Annotated in this window: 18 protein-coding genes, 2 pseudogenes and 1 riboswitch; of the genes and pseudogenes, 11 read left to right on the top strand and 9 right to left on the bottom strand. The window is 72.3% G+C overall.

The annotated features are described in order from the left end of the window. Positions 1 to 257: 257 nt before the first annotated feature. Positions 258 to 369, bottom strand: a riboswitch (SAM riboswitch). Between the two features lie 83 nt (positions 370 to 452). Beyond that, positions 453 to 2,393: an amino acid transporter gene (locus tag AB0B97_RS19285; protein ID WP_357495138.1), complete on the bottom strand. Its 1,941-nt coding sequence runs from the start codon at positions 2,391 to 2,393 to the stop codon at positions 453 to 455. A gap of 227 nt (positions 2,394 to 2,620) precedes the next feature. Between AB0B97_RS19285 and corA the strand changes: the two genes are divergently transcribed. Further along, positions 2,621 to 3,748 (top strand): magnesium/cobalt transporter CorA, encoded by a 1,128-nt coding sequence (corA, locus tag AB0B97_RS19280; protein WP_234582234.1) that lies wholly within the window; start codon positions 2,621 to 2,623, stop codon positions 3,746 to 3,748. Between the two features lie 16 nt (positions 3,749 to 3,764). On the opposite strand, the gene AB0B97_RS19275 is transcribed toward corA, so the two are convergent. After that, the gene (locus AB0B97_RS19275) at positions 3,765 to 3,950 is read right to left on the bottom strand and encodes a hypothetical protein (RefSeq protein ID WP_007457747.1); all 186 of its coding nucleotides are present in this window, start codon (positions 3,948 to 3,950) and stop codon (positions 3,765 to 3,767) included. A 229-nt stretch (positions 3,951 to 4,179) separates the two neighbouring features. Between AB0B97_RS19275 and AB0B97_RS19270 the strand changes: the two genes are divergently transcribed. Then, on the top strand, positions 4,180 to 5,421 hold the full coding sequence (locus AB0B97_RS19270) for an MFS transporter (protein WP_357495135.1): 1,242 nt from the start codon (positions 4,180 to 4,182) through the stop codon (positions 5,419 to 5,421). Here the strand turns inward: AB0B97_RS19270 and AB0B97_RS19265 are convergent. Continuing rightward, a complete protein-coding gene (locus tag AB0B97_RS19265; RefSeq protein ID WP_234582232.1) occupies positions 5,418 to 5,933 on the bottom strand; it encodes a 2'-5' RNA ligase family protein in 516 nt (171 codons plus the stop codon). The two genes, AB0B97_RS19270 and AB0B97_RS19265, sit on opposite strands and share 4 nt — an antisense overlap. A 79-nt stretch (positions 5,934 to 6,012) precedes the next feature. On the opposite strand from AB0B97_RS19265, the gene AB0B97_RS19260 reads away from it, so the two are divergent. The 3 genes from AB0B97_RS19260 (at position 6,013) to AB0B97_RS19250 (ending at position 9,074) form a co-directional block, all read left to right on the top strand. Then, positions 6,013 to 6,522 (top strand): DUF664 domain-containing protein, encoded by a 510-nt coding sequence (locus AB0B97_RS19260; protein ID WP_357495133.1) that lies wholly within the window; start codon positions 6,013 to 6,015, stop codon positions 6,520 to 6,522. Positions 6,523 to 6,606: 84 nt separating this feature from the next. Further along, complete coding sequence (locus AB0B97_RS19255) at positions 6,607 to 6,996, top strand: SCP2 sterol-binding domain-containing protein (RefSeq protein ID WP_357495131.1); 390 nt, start codon at positions 6,607 to 6,609, stop codon at positions 6,994 to 6,996. Continuing rightward, positions 6,993 to 9,074 carry a glycogen debranching N-terminal domain-containing protein gene (locus tag AB0B97_RS19250; RefSeq protein ID WP_357495129.1) on the top strand — a complete coding sequence of 694 codons (2,082 nt, stop codon included), beginning with the start codon at positions 6,993 to 6,995 and terminating at the stop codon, positions 9,072 to 9,074. The genes AB0B97_RS19255 and AB0B97_RS19250 overlap by 4 nt, the downstream gene beginning before the upstream one ends. Position 9,075: 1 nt before the next feature. On the opposite strand, the gene AB0B97_RS19245 is transcribed toward AB0B97_RS19250, so the two are convergent. Beyond that, complete coding sequence (locus tag AB0B97_RS19245) at positions 9,076 to 9,342, bottom strand: hypothetical protein (RefSeq protein WP_357495127.1); 267 nt, start codon at positions 9,340 to 9,342, stop codon at positions 9,076 to 9,078. Positions 9,343 to 9,447: 105 nt separating this feature from the next. Further along, positions 9,448 to 9,951: a DinB family protein gene (locus AB0B97_RS19240; RefSeq protein WP_234582227.1), complete on the bottom strand. Its 504-nt coding sequence runs from the start codon at positions 9,949 to 9,951 to the stop codon at positions 9,448 to 9,450. 132 nt (positions 9,952 to 10,083) lie between these two features. On the opposite strand from AB0B97_RS19240, the gene AB0B97_RS19235 reads away from it, so the two are divergent. Then, positions 10,084 to 11,040 carry a DUF72 domain-containing protein gene (locus AB0B97_RS19235; protein ID WP_357495125.1) on the top strand — a complete coding sequence of 319 codons (957 nt, stop codon included), beginning with the start codon at positions 10,084 to 10,086 and terminating at the stop codon, positions 11,038 to 11,040. Between the two features lie 58 nt (positions 11,041 to 11,098). On the opposite strand, the gene AB0B97_RS19230 is transcribed toward AB0B97_RS19235, so the two are convergent. Further along, positions 11,099 to 11,473, bottom strand: coding sequence for a hypothetical protein (locus tag AB0B97_RS19230; protein WP_357495123.1), 375 nt, complete (start codon positions 11,471 to 11,473; stop codon positions 11,099 to 11,101). Positions 11,474 to 11,632: 159 nt separating this feature from the next. Beyond that, entirely contained in the window at positions 11,633 to 12,259 is a 627-nt protein-coding gene (locus AB0B97_RS19225; protein WP_234582224.1) for a hypothetical protein, read from the bottom strand. A gap of 196 nt (positions 12,260 to 12,455) precedes the next feature. On the opposite strand from AB0B97_RS19225, the gene AB0B97_RS19220 reads away from it, so the two are divergent. Further along, positions 12,456 to 12,626 carry a hypothetical protein gene (locus AB0B97_RS19220; RefSeq protein ID WP_357495121.1) on the top strand — a complete coding sequence of 57 codons (171 nt, stop codon included), beginning with the start codon at positions 12,456 to 12,458 and terminating at the stop codon, positions 12,624 to 12,626. A gap of 33 nt (positions 12,627 to 12,659) precedes the next feature. Here AB0B97_RS19220 and AB0B97_RS19215 read toward each other — a convergent pair whose 3' ends face one another. Together AB0B97_RS19215 and AB0B97_RS19210 are read right to left on the bottom strand one after the other, a co-directional pair. Beyond that, positions 12,660 to 13,523 carry an alpha/beta fold hydrolase gene (locus tag AB0B97_RS19215; RefSeq protein WP_357495119.1) on the bottom strand — a complete coding sequence of 288 codons (864 nt, stop codon included), beginning with the start codon at positions 13,521 to 13,523 and terminating at the stop codon, positions 12,660 to 12,662. A gap of 99 nt (positions 13,524 to 13,622) precedes the next feature. Next, entirely contained in the window at positions 13,623 to 14,879 is a 1,257-nt protein-coding gene (locus tag AB0B97_RS19210) for a hypothetical protein (RefSeq protein WP_234582222.1), read from the bottom strand. A 393-nt stretch (positions 14,880 to 15,272) separates the two neighbouring features. Between AB0B97_RS19210 and AB0B97_RS19205 the strand changes: the two genes are divergently transcribed. The 4 genes and pseudogenes from AB0B97_RS19205 to AB0B97_RS19190 form a co-directional block, all read left to right on the top strand. After that, positions 15,273 to 17,363, top strand: a complete 2,091-nt coding sequence (locus AB0B97_RS19205) for a hypothetical protein (RefSeq protein ID WP_357495117.1) — start codon at positions 15,273 to 15,275, stop codon at positions 17,361 to 17,363. Between the two features lie 216 nt (positions 17,364 to 17,579). Continuing rightward, positions 17,580 to 19,637 carry a DNA topoisomerase IV subunit B gene (locus tag AB0B97_RS19200; protein WP_357495115.1) on the top strand — a complete coding sequence of 686 codons (2,058 nt, stop codon included), beginning with the start codon at positions 17,580 to 17,582 and terminating at the stop codon, positions 19,635 to 19,637. A 112-nt stretch (positions 19,638 to 19,749) separates the two neighbouring features. Further along, a pseudogene (locus AB0B97_RS19195) lies at positions 19,750 to 20,004 on the top strand (DNA gyrase subunit A); the annotation flags it as partial. Continuing rightward, positions 19,978 to 20,805: pseudogene (locus AB0B97_RS19190) on the top strand (LAGLIDADG family homing endonuclease); the annotation flags it as partial. The pseudogenes AB0B97_RS19195 and AB0B97_RS19190, both read left to right, overlap by 27 nt. Positions 20,806 to 20,830: the final 25 nt, after the last annotated feature.

Here is a 20,830-nt window from a genome sequence, read left to right as displayed (position 1 = left end):
CATGAAGTTGTTGCCCCGACACGCCGGTCGGACGGGCAACAACTTCATGATCGACGCGAGGGTCGAGTGGGGTGGGCGAGGGCGCCCGGGGAGGGGAGGGGTCAGCGCGTCAGGTGGCGGTACACGCTGCGCTGCGCATTCGCATCAGGTCCACGTGGCGACGCCGGGTCAGGGTCGGCATGAGCCGACCGGCCGGTGGCGTGGGGCTGAGGATGATGCGCATACGGTCTCCCGGGTCTGTTGCTGACCTGGGTGCCAGGCCACGCTTGCGCCGGCGTCCTGCCGGTGCCTGGTCTTCACCCGGGGCACCCCACCGCGGAGGAGGGTTGCCGGCCAGCGAGCCGGGGCTTCGCGCTGGCACTCATGACCTGCGCCGAGGCTAGCAGCTCCGACCGGTGGACCGTCCAGCCGTTATGACCACGCTCACCGTCCGCGACGGTTCGACCGGCAGGTCAACCGGCGTGCACGTGCGGCCGGCGGCGCGGGTCGGGCTCCTGGCGACGCAGGATCTCCCGGGTGACCGAGGCGATGGCGCCCTGCCCGAACGCCAGGTAGCGCAGGAGGTTGCGACCCGGGCCACCCTCGCTCCACTCGAAGTAGATGTGTGGCCGTCGCCGGCTCCGGTCGCGGATCTCCAGCAGCAGGGCGGCGAGCGCGGTGGGCACCGACGAGCCGGTCAGGCTGAGCACCGGGTAGCTGTCGTGCGCCACGCTGCCGCGCACCGGCAGCTCGGTCTCGAAGTCCGACGGGTCGGTGACGTGGACCTCGACGAAGATGACGTCGCTGTCGTCGGGGAAGTCGTTGTCCGCCATGGTCTGTGCCAGCTTTGCGCGGTACTCGGCCGGGTCGCGGCGCTCCGGCTCGTGCGCGATGAGGCGGATCCGACGGGTGGCCCGCTCGTCGATCATCCGGGCGGCGGTCGGGTCCAGCTCGACGTGGTCGACGCGCAGCTCGTAGGCCCGCATGAGCCGGGACAGCACCGACACCAGGATCATCCCGCCGATGAAACAGGAGGCGATCTTGACGCCGTCGGGGCGTTCCACGACGTTCGCCACAGTGGTGTAGACGAAGATCAACGCGATGGTCCCGAAGGCGTACGTCCGCCCCCGCTGGCGCCGTCGTCGCGCCGCGAGGGTCACCGCCGTCGCCGCCGAGGTGATCAACACCAGGACCCCGGTGGCGTACGCGCCGCCCTGCGCGTCCACGCTCGCGGAGAAGACCACCGTGATCACGAACGCCACGGTGGTGAAGACCAGCACCAGCGGCCGGACCGCCCGCGCCCAGGTCGGGGCCATGCCGTACCGCGGCAGATAACGGGGTACGAGATTGAGCAACCCGGCCATCGCCGACGCGCCCGCGAACCACAGGATCCCGATCGTCGACAGGTCGTAGACGGTGCCGAACACGCCGCCGAGGTGCTGGTGCGCCAGGTAGGCCAACGCCCGGCCGTTCGCCGGCCCGCCCGGCTGGAACGCCTCCGGCGGGATCAGCACGGTGGTGGTCACGCTGCTGGTGATCAGGAAGACGCTCATCGTCGCGGCGGCGGTGGTGAGCAGCCGCCGCGCTCCCCGGATCCGGCCCAACGGCCGGTCCTCCGAGTCCGCGCGATCCCCCCGGATGTGCGGCATCACGGCCACCCCGGTCTCGAAACCGGACAGGCCCAACGCGAGCTTCGGGAACACCAGCAGGGACAACCCGACCACCAGCAGGGGATCGCCGTGCCCGGTGCTCAGCGCGTTCGTCCAGTCTCCGACCGCGCTCGGATGGGTCACCACCCGCCACAGCGCGTCGGCGATCACCACCGCGTTCAGCCCCAGGTAGACCGCCACCAGGACGACGGCGATCCCGATGGCCTCGCCGAATCCCTTGAGGAACACCGCGCCCAGCAGTGCCACCAGCAGCAGCGTGAGGAGCACCTCGTGTCCCTTGAGCCCGCTCGGCCAGAACGGGTTCTCGTCGATGTGGGCTGTCGCGTCCGCCGCCGAGAGGGTGATGGTGATGATGAAGTCGGTGGCCGCGAAACCGAGCAGCACCAGCACGAACAGCTTGCCCGGCCAGTAGCTCAGCAGGCGTACGAGCATCGCGATCGAACCCTCACCGTGCGGGCTCTCGACAGCCACCCGTCGGTACACCGGCAGCGCGCCCAGCAGCGTCACCAGCACCAGCACCAGCGTCGCCACCGGCGACAGTGCGCCGGCCGCCAGCGCCGCGATGCCCGGCTGGTAGCCCAGCGTCGAGAAGTAGTCGACACCGGTCAGGCACATGACCTTCCACCACGGGTGGTGCCGATCCTCGGGCGGGCGCCCGCCCGGGCCGGAATGCCGCGCGGCCCGCTCCGTACCGCCGTCGAGCAGCCAGCCGCGCAGCCGCCCACCGCGCCTGTCGCCCTGCACCGGCGCTTCCCCCGTCCTCCGCCCATGGTCACCGCGAGTATCCGCCCGGTCGCACGCGCCCGTCCCTGGGTACGCCGAACCCGCCCGTCCCCGGTGGGGGCGGCCGGCGAGTCGGAGGGTTTCGGCCCGGGGGCAGAGGGGATGCAGCGCCTCCGGCGCCCCGCACCGAACCGCCCGGTCGGGCCGGGAGGCCGCCGGATCGGATGCCACCGGGGAAGGAGCGGGTCATGGTCGGCGGCCGTCGCTTCCGCCCGGGTGGTGGCTTCGGCCGTCAGCTCGACGAGCACGAGACCCGCGTCGGCGTGCCGCCACCGCCGGCACCACCCCCGCCCGCCGGTGGCATGGTGGACAGTGCGGTCTACATCCGGGGACACCGGTTCGCCTCGCCGGCGGGCCTCGCCGAGACGTACTCCTGCCTCCAGGAGCAGGACGACGCGATGGCCTGGATCGGGTTGTACCGGCCCGACATCGACCAGATCTCCTCGCTGGCGCGCGAGTTCCGCCTGCACGACCTGGCGGTGGAGGACGCGATCAACGCCCACCAGCGACCCAAGCTGGAGCGGTACGGGCACACGCTGTTCGTGGTGCTGCGTGCCGCCCGCTACGACGACCTGCGGGAGGAGGTCGAGTTCTCCGAGCTGCACCTGTTCATCGGGCCCGGTTTCGTGGTGACGGTCCGCCACGGCGAGGTGCCCGACCTGGCCGCGGTGCGGCGGCGGATGGAGGCCGACGCGCCGATGCTGGCCCAGGGGCCCGAGGCGGTCCTGTACGCGATCCTCGACCAGGTCGTCGACGGGTACGCGCCGGTGGTCGCCGGGTTGGAGAACGACATCGACGAGATCGAGACCCAGGTCTTCGGGGGTGACCCGAACGCCAGCCGGCGCATCTACGGGCTCAGCCGGGAGGTCATCGAGTTCCAGCGGGCCGCCCGGCCGCTGCTCACCATGCTCGACGCGTTGGCCACCGGCGCCGGCAGCTACGGCACGGACGAGGAACTGCTCCGCTACCTGCGTGACGTGACCGACCACCTCACCCAGGTGGTCGAGCGGGTGGACGGGTTCCGGCACCTGCTGCAGAACATCCTCACCGTCAACGCCACCCTCGTCTCACAGCAGCAGAACGAGGAGATGCGCAGCCTGACCGCGGCCAGCTACGCGCAGAACGAGGAGCTGAAGAAGGTCTCCTCGTGGGCCGCGATCCTGTTCGCGCCCACGCTCATCGGCACCGTGTACGGCATGAACTTCGTCCACATGCCGGAGCTGAACTGGCGCTTCGGCTACCTGTTCGCGCTGCTGCTGATGCTGCTGGTCTGCGGAACCCTCTACCTGGTCTTCAAGCGGCGCGGCTGGCTCTAGCGGCGGGGCGCCGGGCTCACTCGATGCCGCGCAGGATGTGCCGCTCGTCCTCGCTGTCGTCGTCACCGGCGCCGATGCGACCGAGCAGCACGGCGGCGGCCCAGATGGTCAGGGGCGTGGCCGCCCCGGTCATCCCGCCGCCGGTCCGGTCGTGGCTGGTCTGGCTCCGCTCCGTGCGCGGTGGCCTGCGCTGAGCCTGCATGGGCCCTGCCTCTCCTCGTCGAAGCCGCCGCGGGCGGCGCGGTGTGCGCCCGCGCCCCCGGCCGGGCGGCCCGCTCGCGCGGGTCACCACGGGTACGGCATCCACGTCGAACCATCCCACGCCCGGCCACATCCGCACCCCCTGTTTTCGGTTTCCCGACTGTCGCCCGCCAAACCGGACATCTCGCCTCGATGGTGCATCGAGTGGCGGAGTGGGTAGCGAGGTACGGGTGAGCGGATCCCTCGACACCGCCGTGCAGGTCACCACCGGACGTGGAGCCCTGCCCCGCTACCTCGTCGCCGCGACGCTCGCCCGTGGCGCGGACGCCGGCGCGACAGTGGGCGTGGTGCTGCTGGCCACCGTGTCGCAGGTCGGGGCGGCCCGGCCGGCGCTGCTCGGCGGACTGCTGGCCGCGTGCCTGACCGCGCCGCACCTGCTCGGGCCGCTCATGGGTCGCTGGCTGGACCGGGCGCCGGACGGCCGGGGCCGGTTGGCGGCCGGCTTCGTCACGTACGCCGTAGCGGTCTCGACGGCCGCGCTGCTGCTCGGCCGGGTGCCGGTGGGTGTGCCGGCCGCGTTGCTGGTCGTTGCCGGGGCCTGCGGGCCGCTGCTGACCGGCGGACTGAGCAGCCGGCTCGCCGGACTGCTCGACCCGGACGAGCGCGCGCAACGTCGCGGTCAGGGGTGGGACACGGTGACGTACGGGGTCGGTGGCAGCGCCGGTCCGGCCGCCGTGGCTGCCCTCGCCGCCCTGGCCGGGCCTCGGCCGGCCCTGGTCGGGTTGGGTGCCGCCACCCTGCTCGCGGCAGCCCTGGTGGGGACGCTGCCGGCACGCGCACCCGCCCGGCGGGGGCCGGCGCGGACGACGCCCGCCGCCCGTGGCGCGCTGCGGGCGCTGCTCGGTCCCGGACCGCTGCGCCGGGTCACCGGGGTCACCTCGCTCGCCGCGCTCACCGGCGGAGCGGTGTCGGTGCTCGCCGTCGCGCTCGCGGCGGACCTCGACCGGGAGGCGGTCTCCGGCGCGCTGCTGGCCGCCGCGTACGGCGGTGGAAACCTCGCCGGCGCGCTCCTGGTCACCGCGTTTCCGCTGACCGGTGACCCGGAACGACTCACCGTCCGGTGGGCGGCGCTCGGCGCGGTGGGGATCGGGCTCTGCGCGGCAGTGCCCAGCTTCGGGCTCGCGGTCGTCGCGTTCGCCCTGGCCGGGGCGGCGACCGCGCCGCTCTTCGCGGCAACCCTGGCCGCCCGTTCGGCGTACGCGCCGGACGCCGTGCGGACGCAGGTGTTCGTGTCGACGGCGGCCCTGAAGGTGGCCGCCGGCTCGCTCGGGACCGGGCTGGCCGGTGCGCTCGCCCCACTCGGTCCGCGCCTGCTGCTGGTGGCCGGAGCATCCATCGCGCTCGCGGCGGCGGTGGCGGCGACGGTGTCCGCGCGCCGGAGCGTCGACCGCAAGGACGGCCAGGACGGCTAGGACAGCGGGTGGGCGATGCCGCGGGCGTGGTCGGTGAGGGCCGCGCCGACCACTGTCGCCGCCAGCGGCAGCACCTCCAGGCAGCGACGCACCGCGGCGGCCATCAGCGAGTTCGGCACCCGCATGGACAGCGTGCAGTGCGGCACCCAGCGCCCGGGCTGGTAGTGCTCGACCAGGGTGATGCCGGCGGCGGCGAGCCGGCCGTGCACCAACCGGTGGTGCGCCAGCAGCTCCGGCGTGGGCGCCGGGCCGAGCCAGAGCACCCGCCCGACGAACTGCCCCGCGTGTTGGAAGTCGAGTCGTAGGGGAGCCGCCACGACGGTGCCGCGCAGCGCCTCCGCGACCTGGTCGGGATCGAAGCGGGGCGCGACCGCGAGCGAGACGTGCGGGCGGTGCCGCTGCTCCAGCAGCGAGCGCATGCTCTGCACGCCCTCGGCCTCCAACGCGTCCCACAGCACCCGGATCCGCCGGGTGGCATCCGGGTCCAGATACAGCTCCAGCGCCGCGACCACGTGATCACCGTAGCGGCCGAGGTCCGGCTGTCGGTGTCCGGCGGTACCGTGATCGGAAACCGACCAGGAGGCGTGCCCAGTGGACGTGAGTGACCTGCTGACCGAGACGTACGACCGGCTGCCCGACCTCGTCCGCGCGGCGGTCGACGGCCTCTCCCCGGAGCAGCTGCGCCGGGCGCCCGGCGAGGGCGCCAACCCGGTCGGGTGGCTGGTCTGGCACCTGACCCGCGTCCAGGACCACCACGTCGCCGACCTGCTCGACGCCGAGCAGATCTGGGAGAGCGGGGACTGGGCGGGGCGGTTCGGGCTCGCCGCCGACCCGCACAACACCGGCTACGGCCACACGCCCGCGCAGGTGGCTAAGGTGCGGCCGGAGAGCGCCCAGGCGCTGATCGACTACTACGGGGCGGTTGCGGCGCGTACCGGAACGTTCCTGGCCGGGCTGCGCCCGGCGGACCTGGACCGCGTCGTCGACGAGTCGTGGGACCCGCCGGTCACTCTCGGCGTGCGGCTGGTCAGCATCGCCGACGACGACCTGCAACACGCCGGGCAGGCCGCCTACGTCCGCGGCCTCGTCGAGGCCGACTGACCCGCGTCCCCCGGTTCACCCGCTTCGGGTGACTCCCGCTCACCCCGCGCCGGGTGATCCTGACCGGATGCGAGAGGTGACCTGATGGACACGACGGCGGCGCGGTTCCTGCAGGACCTGGACGGCAGCCGGCGCCCCGACCTGGCCGAGACCACCGCCGGGACGCTGCGGCTCGACATGCGCGGCGAGGGCTGCACCGATCACTGGTACCTGACCGTCGCCGACCAGCACGTCCAGGTGACCCGGTCGGCCGACGACGCCGACCTGCTGGTCCGCGCCGACCGGGCGGTCTTCGACCAGCTGGCCAGCGGTCAGCTGCACCTCGCCGAGGCGCTGCTGCGCAACGAGCTGACCGTGCGCGGCGACATGGCGCTGCTGATGCTGCTGCGGCGGATCTTCCCCGGCCCGGCCGACGCGCGGCATCCCCGTGCGCTGGGCCGGGCGGCCCTCGCGGGACAGGACAAGGCGCGATGAGGCAGGAGCAGGTTCATGTGATCGCCGGCAACGTGTTCGCCATCAGCGACGCCCAGGGCGACATGGAGGTCGATCCGCAGGCGCCGGTCGGGCTCTTCTCGTTCGACACCCGTTTCCTGTCCCGCTGGGTGCTCACGGTCGACGGGGAACGCCTCAACGCGCTCTCCCGCGACGACATGACGTACTTCGAGACCCGGTTCTTCCTGGTGCCCGGCGCGGCGAGCCACTACGTGGACGCCGACGTGTCGATCATCCGGCACCGCTCGGTGCACGACTGCTTCCACGAGCAGATCACCGTGCTCAACCACTCGCCGAAGCCCGCCGACTTCACCGTGCGGATGGAGGTCGGCGCCGACTTCACCGACATCGCCGAGATCGCCGACGTCGCACAGCCCCGACCGCGCGCCGTCCGGATCGCGGCCGACACCGACCGTGCGGCGCTCGTGCTGCGCTACGAGCGGGAGCGGTTCGGCCGCGTCACCACCGTGCGCAGCACCGCCCCCGCCGAGGTCGACGAGGGGGGATTCACCTTCCGGATCAGCGTCCCGCCCGAGGGGGCGTGGGAGACCACCCTGCACGCCAGCATGACGATGCAGGGCGAGGGCGACCGGGACATGCGCGCCGACCTGGAGTCGCACCAGCAGGTCCTGCGGCGGGGAATGGGTGACGACCTGACCGCGTGGCTGGCCCGGGCCCCGCAGTTGGTGGCCGAACGGGCCGGCCTGGAGGAGACGTACCAGGGCGCCCTGGCCGCCCTGGCGGCGCTGCGGTACGAGCCGCTCGCGTACACCGACCCGGTGCCGGTCGGCGGCCTGCCGTGGGCGATGGGACTGTGCGGGCGGGACAGCATCATCACCTGCCTGCAGAGCCTGGCGTTCACCCCCGAGCTGGCCCGCGCGACGCTGCGAATGCTGGCGCTGTTGCAGGGTGGCCAACTCGACGACGACCACGACGAGGAGCCGGGCAAGATCCTGGTCCAGCTGCGCTACGGCGAGTTGGCCGCGTTCGGCGAGCGGCGCAGCGCGCTGGACTACGGCGCGGCCGACACCACCCCGCTGTTCGTGGTCCTGCTCGACGAGTACGAGCGCTGGTCCGGCGACGCGGAGCTGGTGCGCGAGCTGCGCCACCCGGCCCGGCGGGCGTTGGACTGGATCGACGAGTACGGCGACATGACAGGTGACGGCTACGTGCGCTACCAGAGCCGTAACGAGCGGCACGGCGTGGTGAACCAGTCCTGGAAGGACTCCCCGGACGCGATCGCCGACGCGCACGGGCGGTTGCCCGCCTTTCCCCGCGCCACCTGTGAGGTGCAGGGCTACGCGTACGACGCGAAGCGGCGCGGCGCCCGGCTGGCCCGCACGTTCTGGGGCGACCCCGAGTACGCCGACCGGCTCGATCGGGAGGCGACGGCGCTCAAGGAGCGGTTCAACAGGGACTTCTGGCTGCCGCACCGGGAGTACTACGCGTTGGCGCTGGACCCGTACGGCGAGCAGGTCGACGCGCTGGCGTCCAACATGGGGCACCTGCTGTGGAGCGGGATCGTCGCGGACGATCGCGCCGAGGCTATCGCCGAGCACCTGCTCGGGCCTCGGCTGTTCAACGGCTGGGGGGTGCGGACGTTCGCCACCGGCCAGCGGCCGTACAACCCGGTGGGCTCGCACCTGGGGGCGGTCTGGCCGTCGGACAACGCCCTGATCGCCGCCGGCCTGCGGCACTACCGCTTCGACACGCACGCGGCCCGCATCGCGGCCGGCATCTTCGACATGGCGCAGACGCTGGGCGGAGCGGTGCCGGAGCTGATCGCCGGTTACGAGCGGAGCCTGACGAAGTATCCGGTCCAGTTGCCCTCGGCCGGTCGTCCCCAGTCGTGGTCCTCCGGCGCGCTGCTGATGTTGCTGGGCACCCTGTTGGGCCTGCGGCCCACCGGGGAGGACCTGCTGGTGAATCCCGCCCTGCCCACCGGCTTCGGCGGTGTCGAGCTGCTCGACATTCCCGGCCGGTGGGGGCACACCGACGCGTACGCCGGTGACCGTTCCACCCACCCGGGGGCCCGCCCGCGGACCCGACGGCGATCGTGACTCAGCGACCGTCGCTCCGGCCTGTCGCACCGTCGGCGTCCTGATCGGGCGACGGGGACACATGGGCCGGGGCGGGGCGCCGGTGGTGTGCCTGGGCGTTGCGGAAAGCCTGCACGGCGAGGCTCAGTCCGGCCAGCTCGTCGGGACGCGGCGCGGCGCGCACCGCCGTCAGGAGCAGCACGACCGGACGCGTGCCGGTCGACGGGTCGACGGGGAAACCGCCGAGCAGCCGCTCGGCGGTTTCCTGGTCCATCCGGTCCGCGTTCATCTCGTGTCCCTCAGCGCCGACCCCGCGGGCGATGTCACATCCGCGCCCGGAGCAGGGGACCGGTGGTGACGGCACGAGGCGAGGCGCCGAGGGCCGGGGCGGGGCTCAGCCCATGGTCTTCGACCCGTCGATCGCCTCACGCAGGATGTCGGCGTGACCCGCGTGCTGCGACGTCTCGGCGATGAGGTGCAGCAGCACCCGCCGGACCGTCCAGCTCGCACCCGGCTCGAACCAGGGCGCCTGCGGCAGCGGGTGGGCCGCGTCCAGATCGAGGGTGGCGATCAGCTCGTCGGTGTGGGCGGCCACCGCCTGGAACCGCTCGACCAGCCCGGCCAGGGTCTCGCCCGGCGCCATCCGGAACTGGCCGACCCAGTCGATCTCCTCGCGCTGCATGGCCTCCGCGCCACCCACGGCGAACCGCATCCACCGCTCCTCGGTGCCGGCGACGTGCTTGATGAGCCCGCCCGGGCAGAGCTCGCTCACGGTGCTGCGCGCGGCGGCCTGCTCGTCGGTCAGACCGTCGACGGTGTGCAGGAGGAAGCCCCGGTGCCGGCGCAGCGTCTGCAGCAGGTCGGCCCGTTCCCCGGTGAGCTGCGCGGTGCTGGTCATGGTGTGCCCTTTCCGTCGAGGTCGGTCGGGCGCCAGCCTAGGAGCGGGTACCGACACTTCGGGGTCGGACACGACGAGAGCGCCGGCCGTCAGCGGTTGCCGATCGGGCCGCGGGACTGTCCACTGAACGACATGGGTGTGATCAAGGTGGGCACGTCGTCCTGGGCGGACCAGACGTTGCTGCGCTCCGGCTGGTATCCGCGCTCGGCCAACACGCCGGCCAGCCGGCTGGCCTTCTACGCGGGGCGGTTCCCGCTGGTCGAAGTGGACACGTCCTACTACGCCGTTCCGGCGCCGGAGACGACACAGGGCTGGGTCGACGCGACGCCCGACGACTTCACCTTCAACGTCAAGGCGTTCAGCCTCTTCACCGGCCACCCGACGCCGGTCGCCGTACTGCCCCGGGATCTGCGGCCGGCCGCCGGCCCGAGCCGGGTCCGCCGTCGCGATCTGCCCGAGCAGACGTACGACGAGCTGTGGGCCCGTTTCCGGGCGGCGCTGGACCCGATCGCGGCGGCCGGCAAGCTGGGCGTGGTGTTGCTGCAGTTCCCGCCGTGGTTGGCGCGCGGGGCGGCCGCCGAGCGTCGCATCGTGGAGCTGGCGCAGCGGTGCCGGCCGTGGCGGGTGGCGGTGGAGCTGCGGCACGCCTCCTGGTTCGACGGCGACGCCGCCGCCGCGACCCTGGACCTGCTGCGCGCGTACGACCTGTCCCTGGTCTGCGTCGACATGCCGCAGGGGCATCCGTCGTCGGTGCCGCCGATCCTGACGCGCACGGCGGAGCCCGCGATCGTCCGCTTCCACGGCCACAGCGACGCGTGGGGCGACGGTGACAAGCAGGACAAGTTCCGCTACGCGTACGACGAGTCGGAGCTGCGGGACTGGGCCGTGCGGCTGGCCGAGCTGGCCAGCGACGTCGACGACCTGCACGTGCTGTTCAACAACTGCTGCGCCGGGCAGGCCCAGCGCGACGCCACCCGGCTGGCGCAGCTGCTCGCCGAGACCATGCTGGCCGATCCGCGGGTGCCGCCCGGGCCCCGTGGACCGGCCGACGGTCACCCCGTCGCGGCACGGGCCACGTCGACCGGCTGACGCCACTGCTGCCCGCGTGCACCCCGTTCGGAGCGGGCACGCGGGCAGCGTCGGTTGATCAGGAGCGTCGGCCCCGGCTGCGCAGCGCGTCCTCGGACCGCTCGTTGATGTCCGCGTCGTCGGGGAAGCTCCGACCGCTGGGCGCCGGATCCGGCGGCGCACCCGGCCCGGCCATCGTCGTACGGGTGGGTTCGACCGAACCGAAGCCGTGCCGACCGGCCGGACCGCTACGGCCAGCCGGGGCGCCCGCGCGCCGCTCACCGCGCCGTCCCTCGGGCACCGCTGTCTCCTCGCTGCCCTCGTCCATCGGCGAGTCGTCGTCGGTGCCCCACGGCGCGTCGGCGTCGAAGCCGTCGCCGGTGCCCCACGGGTTGACCGCCTCCGGTTCCGGCCGATCGCCACCGCCACTGCTGCGTCCCTCGTGTGCCGTCATGGCCACCTCGCTCGTCGGTCCGCCGCTACTACCGACGGACGGAATGCCCGTCTCCGGGCCGGTCCTGCCCGCTCGGCACGCCGTGGAGCGTGGCGGGCGCGCAGGGCCGGCCGGCGTCCCGCCGTCGACGGTCCGGCGGGAAGCCGGCCGGCCCGACGCTCAGCGTCCGGACATGGCCATCTGTCGCTTGCCCATGCCCATGCCCATCTTGGCCATGCTCATCGGCGCACTGCGGATCCCGCCGGTGCGGTTGAGGATCCCGCGCAGCACCTGACCGGGCTTCTGCTGCTCACCCATGTACGCGGTGACGACGACAAGTGATCCCGTCAGCGCCGGAATCGCCCACTGGAGCAGCTTCATCTGCCGCTGCGAGGAGGCGACGCTGGCCGGCGTCTGGTGGTTGGGCTCCGTGGCGCCGCTCACCGGCGGACCGCCCGCCTTCTCCAACCGCATGCCGACCAACCGGCTGTAGCCGGTGACCGCGAGCGCGCCGATCGTCAGCGCCGTCTTGATGGCGCTGGCCCGGCCGACCCCGCGTTGGGCCGCCACCCGTGGGCTCTCCGTGACCAGTTCGCCGACCGCGCCGGCCAGGTGCGCGCCGATCGCGGCCGCGTTGACCGGCGTCCACTTCGACCAGCCGGCCGAGGCGACCGGCAGTCGCTGGGTCGAGTCGTTGATTTTCGCCGCTGCGCCGTTGACGCCGAAGGCACCCATGAGGGAGCCGCCGAACCAGGCCGCCAGACCCAGATCGTGCATCGAGCGCAGTGCGGTGTGTCGTTCGGACATGTGATCCCCTTCCGCCGTGTCGGGCGATGCGGCTTACCCGCCGCCCGGGCGGCTAACCCCGTCGCCTGTCGGCCGATCCCCGTCGCCTCGACACGACGGGGACGTACGGGCGTCGCGGTCGGAGATCGCCTCCGGGAGGAGTCGTCCGCGTGGTGGCGGGTAGATCCGTCCGACGCCGACGAAGGAGGGGAACGCGATGTCGCAGCCGGATGAGGTCCGCGAGAAGACCCCCAAGACCGACGCGGTGCTCATGCACCCGGACAACGATCCGCACCGGAACACCGCGGAGGTCGCGCCGCGCAAGGACCACGCGCAGATCCAGGTGGAACGCGACGACGAGCTGGTGCCGCTGGACCCGCAGGAGTGAGCGGGGCGGGCCGCCCCGAGCAGCCGGTACGGCTCAGCGGGGCGGCAGGTCCGCGGCGAAACGGGCGATCCGCCCGGCCAGTGGTGTGCCGGCGCGGACCCAGGTGAAGTGGTCCAGCGGCGCCCCGGCGTCCGCCACCGTGTACCGCTCGCGGGTCACCGGTGCGGCCGTGAGCTTCGCGCAGAGGTGGTCCATCGTCTCGTGCGGGGTGTACTGGTCGTCGTCCACGCTGATCGCCAGCACGGGTGTGCGTACCGCGCGTACCGCCGCTTCGGTGTCCGTGCCGTCGAGGCGGGGAAAAAGGCCGGTTCGCGCGGTGTGTGCCCAGTCGCGGATCACGCCGCGCGCCTGCCGACCGCCGAAGCCCCACCCGGGCCAGACGCCGAGCAGCGCCGCGGTGGCGGCGATGCCCTGCGTGTACGGCAGAACGCCGAGCCCTCGGCGACCCGGATAGGTGCGCCAGTACGGGATGCCCACCGCGACCAGGGCCAGAGCGTCCACCGCGTCGCCGCCGTGGCGGGCGAGGTGCAGCAGGGCGGCCTGCCCGCCGAGGGAGTGGCCGAGCAGCACCCGGGTACGCCCGTCGAGCCGCGGCTTGAGGGCGGCCAGGACGGCGCCGATGTCGCTGGCCAGCTCGGTGTAGCCGTGCCGGTCGGCGCGGCTCGGCGCGGGCGTGCTCGCTCCGGTGCCCCGCAGATCCGCGACGATCACGGCCAGGCCGGCGGAGCGCAGCGCGGCGGCGAACGGCCGGTAGTAGCGGGCGCGGACCCCCATCGCGGGCCAGATCACCACCACGGGAGCGCCGGGCGGGCCGGCCGGCTCGGGATAGACCTGCACACCGAGCCGAGCGCCGTCGACGTCGACGAACTCCTGCACGTACTCCGGGTCCCCGTTCACCGGCTCAGCGTACGGCCCGGCGTTACCGGCGGGTAGCCGAGGCGGTTCGGACGCGACGGAGGCCCCGCCGGGTGGCGGGGCCTCCGGTGGCGCGACAGGTCAGGAGACGGAGATCGTCCCGTCTCCGGCGCGGACACACGACACCGCGCGGGCGGCGGTGACGGCCGCGCCGGCGAGGCACCGGCCGAGCACCTGGTGCCCGGTGGCGTTCGGGTGCCACGACTCCTGGCAGGTCTGGAAGTAGCTGACGCAGGTGTTGGCGATCCGCTGAATGGCGATCTTGTCCTTGCCGGCGAGGCTGGTCACGAACGTGCCGGTCGCGCCGTCCTGGAGCCGGATGGGCGTGGCCAGCGCGCCGGTCGGGCTGGACGCCGACTCGCACAGCCGCGCGCCGTCGAAGGCCCGCTGCACGTTGAGGTAGACCAGGTCGTCGCCCGGGAACTCGGCGGCCAGGGTGTCCCGGGTGGACTTCACGATGCCGCCCAGGCCCTGCGAGAAGCGGTGCCCGGGGGCGAGGCTGGCCCGGTGGATCGGGCAGCCGGCCGCGTACCGCTCGGCGCCGAGGTCACGGAACTTGTCCCGGGTGTCGTCCCGGCCGTCCTCCTCGTAGTACACCGGGTTCAGGTCCAGCGGCAGCGGGTTGGTGTAGTCCTGGAACACCACCCGGTGCTGGCCGTCCGCGTCCACCTGGTCGAGGGTGGTCAGGATCTGGCGTACGGCTGCTGTCGTCTCCGCGGTCGCGGCGCTGAGCTGCGCGGCGGTGGCCAGGTCGGCGTCGCTGCACGGCTTCTGCTCCACCGGCCCGTTCAGGTAGGCCCAGAACTCCCACCAGCCGGTCCAGGCGTCGGCGATGAACCGGTTGGCGCACGTCTCGGCGACGCTGCCGAAGGTGAACGAGCTGTTGTTGGAACCCAGACCGATCAGCACGAGGTCGATGTCCTGGGTCTGCGCGACGGCGCGCAGCTGGTCGAGCTGGGCGGCCACGGTCCGGCCGTTGGCCCGCGCGCCGGAGGCGGTGGCGATGTCGTGTGGCTGGCCGCCGGAGCAGGCCAGGTTGAACCGGTTCTGGATGCCCGGCAGGTTCGCCTGGTGGAGCGAGGCGTTCGCCGACCGGTGGCAGAAGTACGCGTTGTTGTTGGGCGCGGTCCAGCCGGGGAAGCCCTGCGCGACCCCGTTGGCGTCGACCACCGGGGTGTACGCCCCCGCGCCCTCGCCGCTGATGAAGCTGTCGCCGAGCGCCACGGCGGCGGTGGGCAGCGCGGCGGTCGCGGGGGCGGGCAGCGCGACAGCGGTCGACAGTGCGGCCGTGACGATCGTGAGTGCCGCGGCGAGCGCGGTACGGCGGAATCTGGGCATGGGGCTCCCATCCATCGAAAGATGAAAGATTCTCTGAGAGCGCGATCAGATCACCCATGTGCAACGGGCGTCAATGGCCCGTAACGGAACCGTTCGATGAAAGACACACACGCCCGGTACGCGCGGGGCTGCGCCGGGCCCAACCCGGTGTCCACGTAGTCCCGTGATCACCGCCGTGCCGGGCCGTTCGCGGTGAGGGCTGACCTCGGCTGGTTCGTCGCGCTGTCACCGACAGTCCCGGTCGGGGCCCGCGCCGTTCGCGTATACGGCACCTCGTTCCTTTTGTGCTCACCGGATGTGACAGACGTGGACAGTGCCCGATACCGCTCTCTAAAGTTCCCCCCGTCTGGCTGTCTTACATCCACGGGGGTTGCGGTGGCCACTGGCCGCTCCATGCATGCTGTCCACATTCAGAACCCGTCCACTCATCACCGACCGTCCACGCGTCGCCTGCTCGCCGCCGGGATCGCGGCGTCCATCGGCGTCACCCTGCTCGCCGCACCCTCGTCGGCCGCGCCGGCGACGGTGACGACGGGCGTCGCCCCGGCCGGCCGGGAGGCCGCCCAGGCGACCACCACTGCCACGCGTACGGGCCAGCGGGTGGAGGTCCTCTCCGCTCGCACCGAGCTGACCCAGGTCTTCGCCAAGCCGGGCGGGGGCTTCGTGGCCGAGACCGCCGCCGTTCCACAGCGGGTCCGCCAGAGCGACGGATCCTGGTCCGACGTCGACCTGTCGCTGCAGCGTGCTGCCACGGGTCTCCGGCCGGCGGTCTCTCCGGCCGACCTGGTGTTCTCATCCGGCGGGCACGGTCCCGCGGCCACCCTGACCAACGGCGCGAAGTCCATGACGCTGGGCTGGCCGGGCGGGCTGCCCGCGCCGACCGTCTCCGGGGACGCCGCGACCTACGCCGAGGTGCTGCCCGGTGTGGACCTGGTGCTCACGGCCACCCACACCGGCTTCACCCACGTCCTGGTGGTGAAGACGCCGCAGGCCGCGGCGAACCCGGCGCTGCGGGAGATCCGTTTCGACCTCGGCGGTGACGCGCGGGTCCGGCGGGAGGCCGACGGCTCGCTGCGGGCCCTCGCCGGAGGTGCCGAGGTGGCCCGCGCCGCCACCGCCGAGATGTGGGACTCCTCCGGCTCCGCCGGTGCGGCTCGTGCGGCGGCCTCGTCTCCGGCCGGTCCCGGTGTGGCCGCCCGTACCGCCCCGGTAGCGACCGACGTCGACGCGGCGGGTGACCTCGTGCTGCGCCCGTCAGCGGGCCTGCTGGACCCGGCGAAGGTGACCTTCCCCGTGTTCATCGACCCTTCGTGGTCCGCCACCGCCTCCCGCTGGGCGTACGCGACGAGCAACAACTCGACCAACAGCGACACCACGTCCGCCCGGGTCGGGAAGGACTCCGCGTCCGGGGTCACCTACCGCTCCTACTTCGAGTTTCCGATCGGGAATCTCAGCGGCAAGATCATCCAATCGGCGTACGTGCAAATGAAACTGGACCACTCCTGGTCCTGCACCAACACTCCGACCTACCTCTACCAGTCGGGCGCGATCGCCAGCACCCCCCGCACCGCCTGGGCGCCGGCCCTGACCACGCTGCGGGCCTCTGCCAGCTCACATGCCAACGGGGGAACAGGCTGCGCCGACTCGCCGCAGCCGGACATGACCGTGAACTTCGCCGGCAGCGTCGCCGCCGGTCTCAGCAGCGCGGCGGCCGCCCACCAGACGTCGATCACCTATGGCCTCTGCGCGTGCAGCGACTCGTCCGGGACCGGCGAGAGCACGCTGGACCGGTGGAAGAAGTTCTACCCGAGCACGGCACGCCTGCTTGTCGACTACGACACGGCGCCCACCCAGCCCACCGCCCTCCAGGCGGGTGGCGCGGCCTGCGTCACGGGCGACCGGGTCACCCTGGCCACCCCGCCGGCCCTCTCCGCCGTCTTCCCCGACGCGGACTCCGGCCAGGTCCTCCAGACGGCGTACGAGCTGCTGGAGATTCCCGCCTCGGGCGTCTACGACAGCGCCACGCCCCGGATGACGCCGCCGACGGGCTCGACCGTCACGGCCGGCGGCCGGTCCACCACGGCAGCGGTGACCGGCACGGCCGATGGAAAGTCGTACGCCTTCCGGACCCGCAGCGACGACGGCTACGTGCTCAGCCCGTGGTCGGCGTGGTGCGAGTTCACCATCGACAACCAGCCGCCCACGGTGAGCGTCGACGCGGTCACCAACCCGGCCCCGCCCGGGCAGCTCTACACCTACAAGCTGCGCTCGCCGGACCTGGACGTGGTCAGTTTCCGCTACGGCTGGAGCGGTCCGCCCACCGAGGAGGCGGAGGCCGGCACCAGCCTCGGCTGGACGGGCAAGACCGTCTCGGTGACCCTGGCCACGCCGGCCTACGGCACCAACACGCTGTACGTCGCCGCGGTCGACAGCGTCGGGAACGTCGGCTACAGCTCGCTTGTTATCCAGGTGCCGGCGCCGTAGGGCGGCCGATCACCAACCGGTCACGGCGCGACTGAGGCGTCGAAACCGGACAACACCACACCGTGTCGAGGCCCGCATCCGGAACGAGGATGCGGGCCTCGACTGCGGGGTGCCGTCGTCGTGTCGCATCTGCCGGTTAGGCTCGCTGCGGCGCGCGCCGGCCGACTGACAGTTCGGACGCGGCACCACACCGCCGAGACCGGGGAGTACGACCAGTTGACCGCAGAGCCTGACACCCTGTACGGGGCCGATGACCTCACCCACCTTGAGGGGCTGGACGCCGTCCGCAAGCGGCCCGGCATGTACATCGGTTCCACCGACAGCCGTGGCGTGGGTCACCTCGTCAACGAGATCCTCGACAACTCCACCGACGAGGGTGTCGCCGGCCACGCCACCACCGTCGAGGTGATCCTGCACGCCGACGGCTCGGTGCAGGTCGACGACGACGGTCGCGGCATCCCCACCGACGTGCACGCGAAGTCCGGCATCTCCGGCGTCGAGCTGGTGCTGACCCGCCTGCACGCCGGCGGCAAGTTCGGCGGCTCCGGCTACAAGACCTCCGGCGGCCTGCACGGCGTCGGCGCCTCGGCGGTCAACGCGCTGTCCCGCCGCTTCGACGTGACCGTCCGCCGAGCCGGCAAGGTCCACGCGATGTCGTTCCGGCACGGCGTTCCGGGGATCTTCGACGGTGACGGGCCGGAGGCGCCCTTCACCGCCGGCCCCGGCCTGCAGGTGATCGGCGCGATGAAGCGTGGCCAGCGCACCGGCACCTCGATCCGCTGGTGGCACGACGCCCGCTACTTCGAGACCGGTGCGGCGCTCGACGTCGACGCCGTACGGATGAAGTTGCGCAACACCGCGTTCCTGGTCCCGGGCGTGACCTACCTGCTGCGTGACCTGACCGGGGAGGCTCCCGCCGAGGAGCGGTTCCACTACCCCAACGGGCTCAGCGACATGGTCGAGTTCCTCGCACCGGCCGGCGACCGGCCGGTGTCCGGCATGCTCCTGGTCAACGGCGAGGGGACGTACCGGGAGAACGCCGCCGACGCCAACGGCGTCATGCAGTCCAACGTGCAGCGTCGCGCCGAGGTCGAGGTGGCGTTCCGGTGGGGCACCGGCTACGAGCGCACCGTCGAGTGCTTCACCAACACCATCCGCAACGCCCACGGCGGCACCCACCGCAAGGGTTTCGAGCGGGCGCTCGTCCGCACCCTCGCCGACGCCGTCCGCAGCACCCGCGGCCTGCTCAAGGCCAAGGAGGAGCCGCCCACCCTGGACGACGTCCTGGAGGGGATGACCGCAGTGGTGCACGTGCGGATCCCCGAGCCGCAGTTCACCTCGCAGACCAAGGACGAGCTGTCCACCACCGGCATCACCAAGGTCATCCAGACCCTGGTCGACGCGCACATCAAGGCTTGGCTGGAGGACCGGCGCACCAAGGCCGAGGCGCGCGTCGTCCTGCAGAAGATCGTCGACGCGGCGCGGGTGCGGCTGACCCAGAAGCAGCAGAAGGACGCCGCCCGGCGCAAGACCGCCCTGGAGGGCGCGTCCATGCCGCCGAAGCTTGTCGACTGCCGCGCCACCGGGATCGACCGCAGCGAGTTGTTCATCGTGGAGGGTGACAGCGCCCTCGGCACGAGCCGCATGGCCCGCTCGTCGGAGTATCAGGCGCTGCTGCCGATCCGGGGCAAGATCCTCAACGTGCAGAAGGCCAACCTCCAGCAGGTTCTGGACAATGCCGAGTGCGCCGCCATCGTCCAGGTGCTCGGTGCCGGCTCGGGGCGGACGTTCGACCTCGCCGCGCTGCGCTACGGCCGGGTGCTGATCATGGCCGACGCCGACGTGGACGGCGCTCACATCCGGACGCTGCTGATCACCCTCTTCGCCCGGTACATGCGGCCGTTGATCGAGGCCGGTCGGCTCTACGCCGCCATGCCGCCCCTGCACAAGATCACTACCAAGGGGCGCAGTCCGCAGACGGTCTACACCTACACGCAGGCCGAGATGGAGGCGACGGTCCGCAAGCTGGAGAAGGCCGGCAAGCAGATCGTCACGCCCATCCCGCGTTTCAAGGGCCTCGGTGAGATGGACGCCGACGAGCTGTGGGACACCACGATGAACCCCGCCACCCGCGCCGTCCGCCGGATCACCCTGGACGACGTGGACGCCGCCGAGCGCATCCTCGAACTGCTGATGGGGGAGAAGGTCGAGCCGCGCCGAAACTGGCTCATCGACTCGGCCGACCGCGTCGACCGCGATGCGATCGACGCATGAGCGAGCGGCAGCGAGCGAATAATCGGAACAGCGCGATGGTGCCTCAGGGCGTCGCGCAGCGGAGCGGAGCGACGGCATGAGCACCGCTGCCGTCCGAGGGGAAAGCTGAGTCATGGCACGCCGTAAGGAAAACAAGGTCGACCTCTCCTCGTTCGACCAGGCCGGCGCACGGGTCTTCGACAACCCGCTGGTCACCGAGGTCTCCGACTCCTACCTGGAGTACGCGTTCTCGGTCATCCACTCCCGCGCCCTGCCGGACGCGCGCGACGGCCTCAAGCCCGTGCACCGGCGCATCCTCTGGTCGATGTACGAGCAGGGCTACCGCCCGGACCGCGGGCACGTGAAGTCTGCCCGAATTGTGGGCGACTGCTTCGTTGCCGGCACCCTTGTCTCTACGCCTGACGGATTGCGGGCCATCGAGGAGATCGAGGTCGGGGACCTCGTGCTGGACGGCGACGGAGCCTCCGTGCCGGTGACTGCCGTTTATCGGAACCCGACCTCCGAACTCGTGCGCGTGACCTGGAGCAACGGGCACACGATGCTCGTCACGCCGGGCCAGCGCTTCCGCGTGGTCGCCGATGACCTTTCGGTTCAATGGGCGGAGGCCCGGGATCTCCCGGGGCGACTGGCATTGGCGTACGGCAGTCGCCGCAATGCGGTGTCGACGCCTGCCGGTGACGTCTACGACTATGTGCGCGGGCTGCTGGTGGCTGAGGGCTTCCCTGCTCATCGGTCTCGTGAAGCGGACGGCCGGGTCCGCATCCACATGTGCGACGTCGAGCCGCTGGATGTCGCTCACGGCTGGGCGATCGCCAGTGGAGTGAACGTTTCCCGAGGTAAGCGCGAGGCGCGCAACCCTCTCCATCGCGACCAGCACATTCTGACCTTCAGCCGGCACGAGGGGCTGCTGGAGGCCACACGTCCGCTCAGCCGTGACAAGCACGTGCCGGGCGACATTATCGCGAGCCGGTCGGCGTGGGTGCCGTTCCTCGCCGGCTTCTTCGACGGGGACGGCTACGTCCGTAAGCGGTTCAGGGAGATCGTCTTCGTCAGCACGAGCGAGGTGCTGGTGCGGCAGATCTACGCCATGCTCGCCGACTTGGGGCTGCACGGACACCACTGGACGAGCGGTCGCTCCTCAGCGGGTAACCCGCTCTTTGGTCTCTCGGTCAGCGGTCGGGACGCCACTGACC

It is taken from the genome of Micromonospora sp. NPDC049004, from assembly GCF_040649315.1.
Taxonomy (GTDB): Bacteria; Actinomycetota; Actinomycetes; order Mycobacteriales; family Micromonosporaceae; genus Micromonospora.
Note: the sequence above shows the minus strand (reverse complement) of the source record. Positions and strands in the feature narration are given on the sequence as shown.

Bases quoted from the DNA above. Each gene is read 5' to 3' on its own strand.
- AB0B97_RS19245 (WP_357495127.1), bottom strand. From the start codon at position 9,342: ATGAACGCGGACCGGATGGACCAGGAAACCGCCGAGCGGCTGCTCGGC.
- AB0B97_RS19220 (WP_357495121.1), top strand. From the start codon at position 12,456: ATGTCGCAGCCGGATGAGGTCCGCGAGAAGACCCCCAAGACCGACGCG.
- AB0B97_RS19240 (WP_234582227.1), bottom strand. From the start codon at position 9,951: ATGACCAGCACCGCGCAGCTCACCGGGGAACGGGCCGACCTGCTGCAG.
- AB0B97_RS19255 (WP_357495131.1), top strand. From the start codon at position 6,607: ATGGACACGACGGCGGCGCGGTTCCTGCAGGACCTGGACGGCAGCCGG.
- AB0B97_RS19235 (WP_357495125.1), top strand. From the start codon at position 10,084: ATGGGTGTGATCAAGGTGGGCACGTCGTCCTGGGCGGACCAGACGTTG.
- AB0B97_RS19210 (WP_234582222.1), bottom strand. From the start codon at position 14,879: ATGCCCAGATTCCGCCGTACCGCGCTCGCCGCGGCACTCACGATCGTC.
- AB0B97_RS19230 (WP_357495123.1), bottom strand. From the start codon at position 11,473: ATGACGGCACACGAGGGACGCAGCAGTGGCGGTGGCGATCGGCCGGAA.
- AB0B97_RS19275 (WP_007457747.1), bottom strand. From the start codon at position 3,950: ATGCAGGCTCAGCGCAGGCCACCGCGCACGGAGCGGAGCCAGACCAGC.
- AB0B97_RS19225 (WP_234582224.1), bottom strand. From the start codon at position 12,259: ATGTCCGAACGACACACCGCACTGCGCTCGATGCACGATCTGGGTCTG.
- AB0B97_RS19250 (WP_357495129.1), top strand. From the start codon at position 6,993: ATGAGGCAGGAGCAGGTTCATGTGATCGCCGGCAACGTGTTCGCCATC.
- corA (WP_234582234.1), top strand. From the start codon at position 2,621: ATGGTCGGCGGCCGTCGCTTCCGCCCGGGTGGTGGCTTCGGCCGTCAG.
- AB0B97_RS19205 (WP_357495117.1), top strand. From the start codon at position 15,273: ATGCATGCTGTCCACATTCAGAACCCGTCCACTCATCACCGACCGTCC.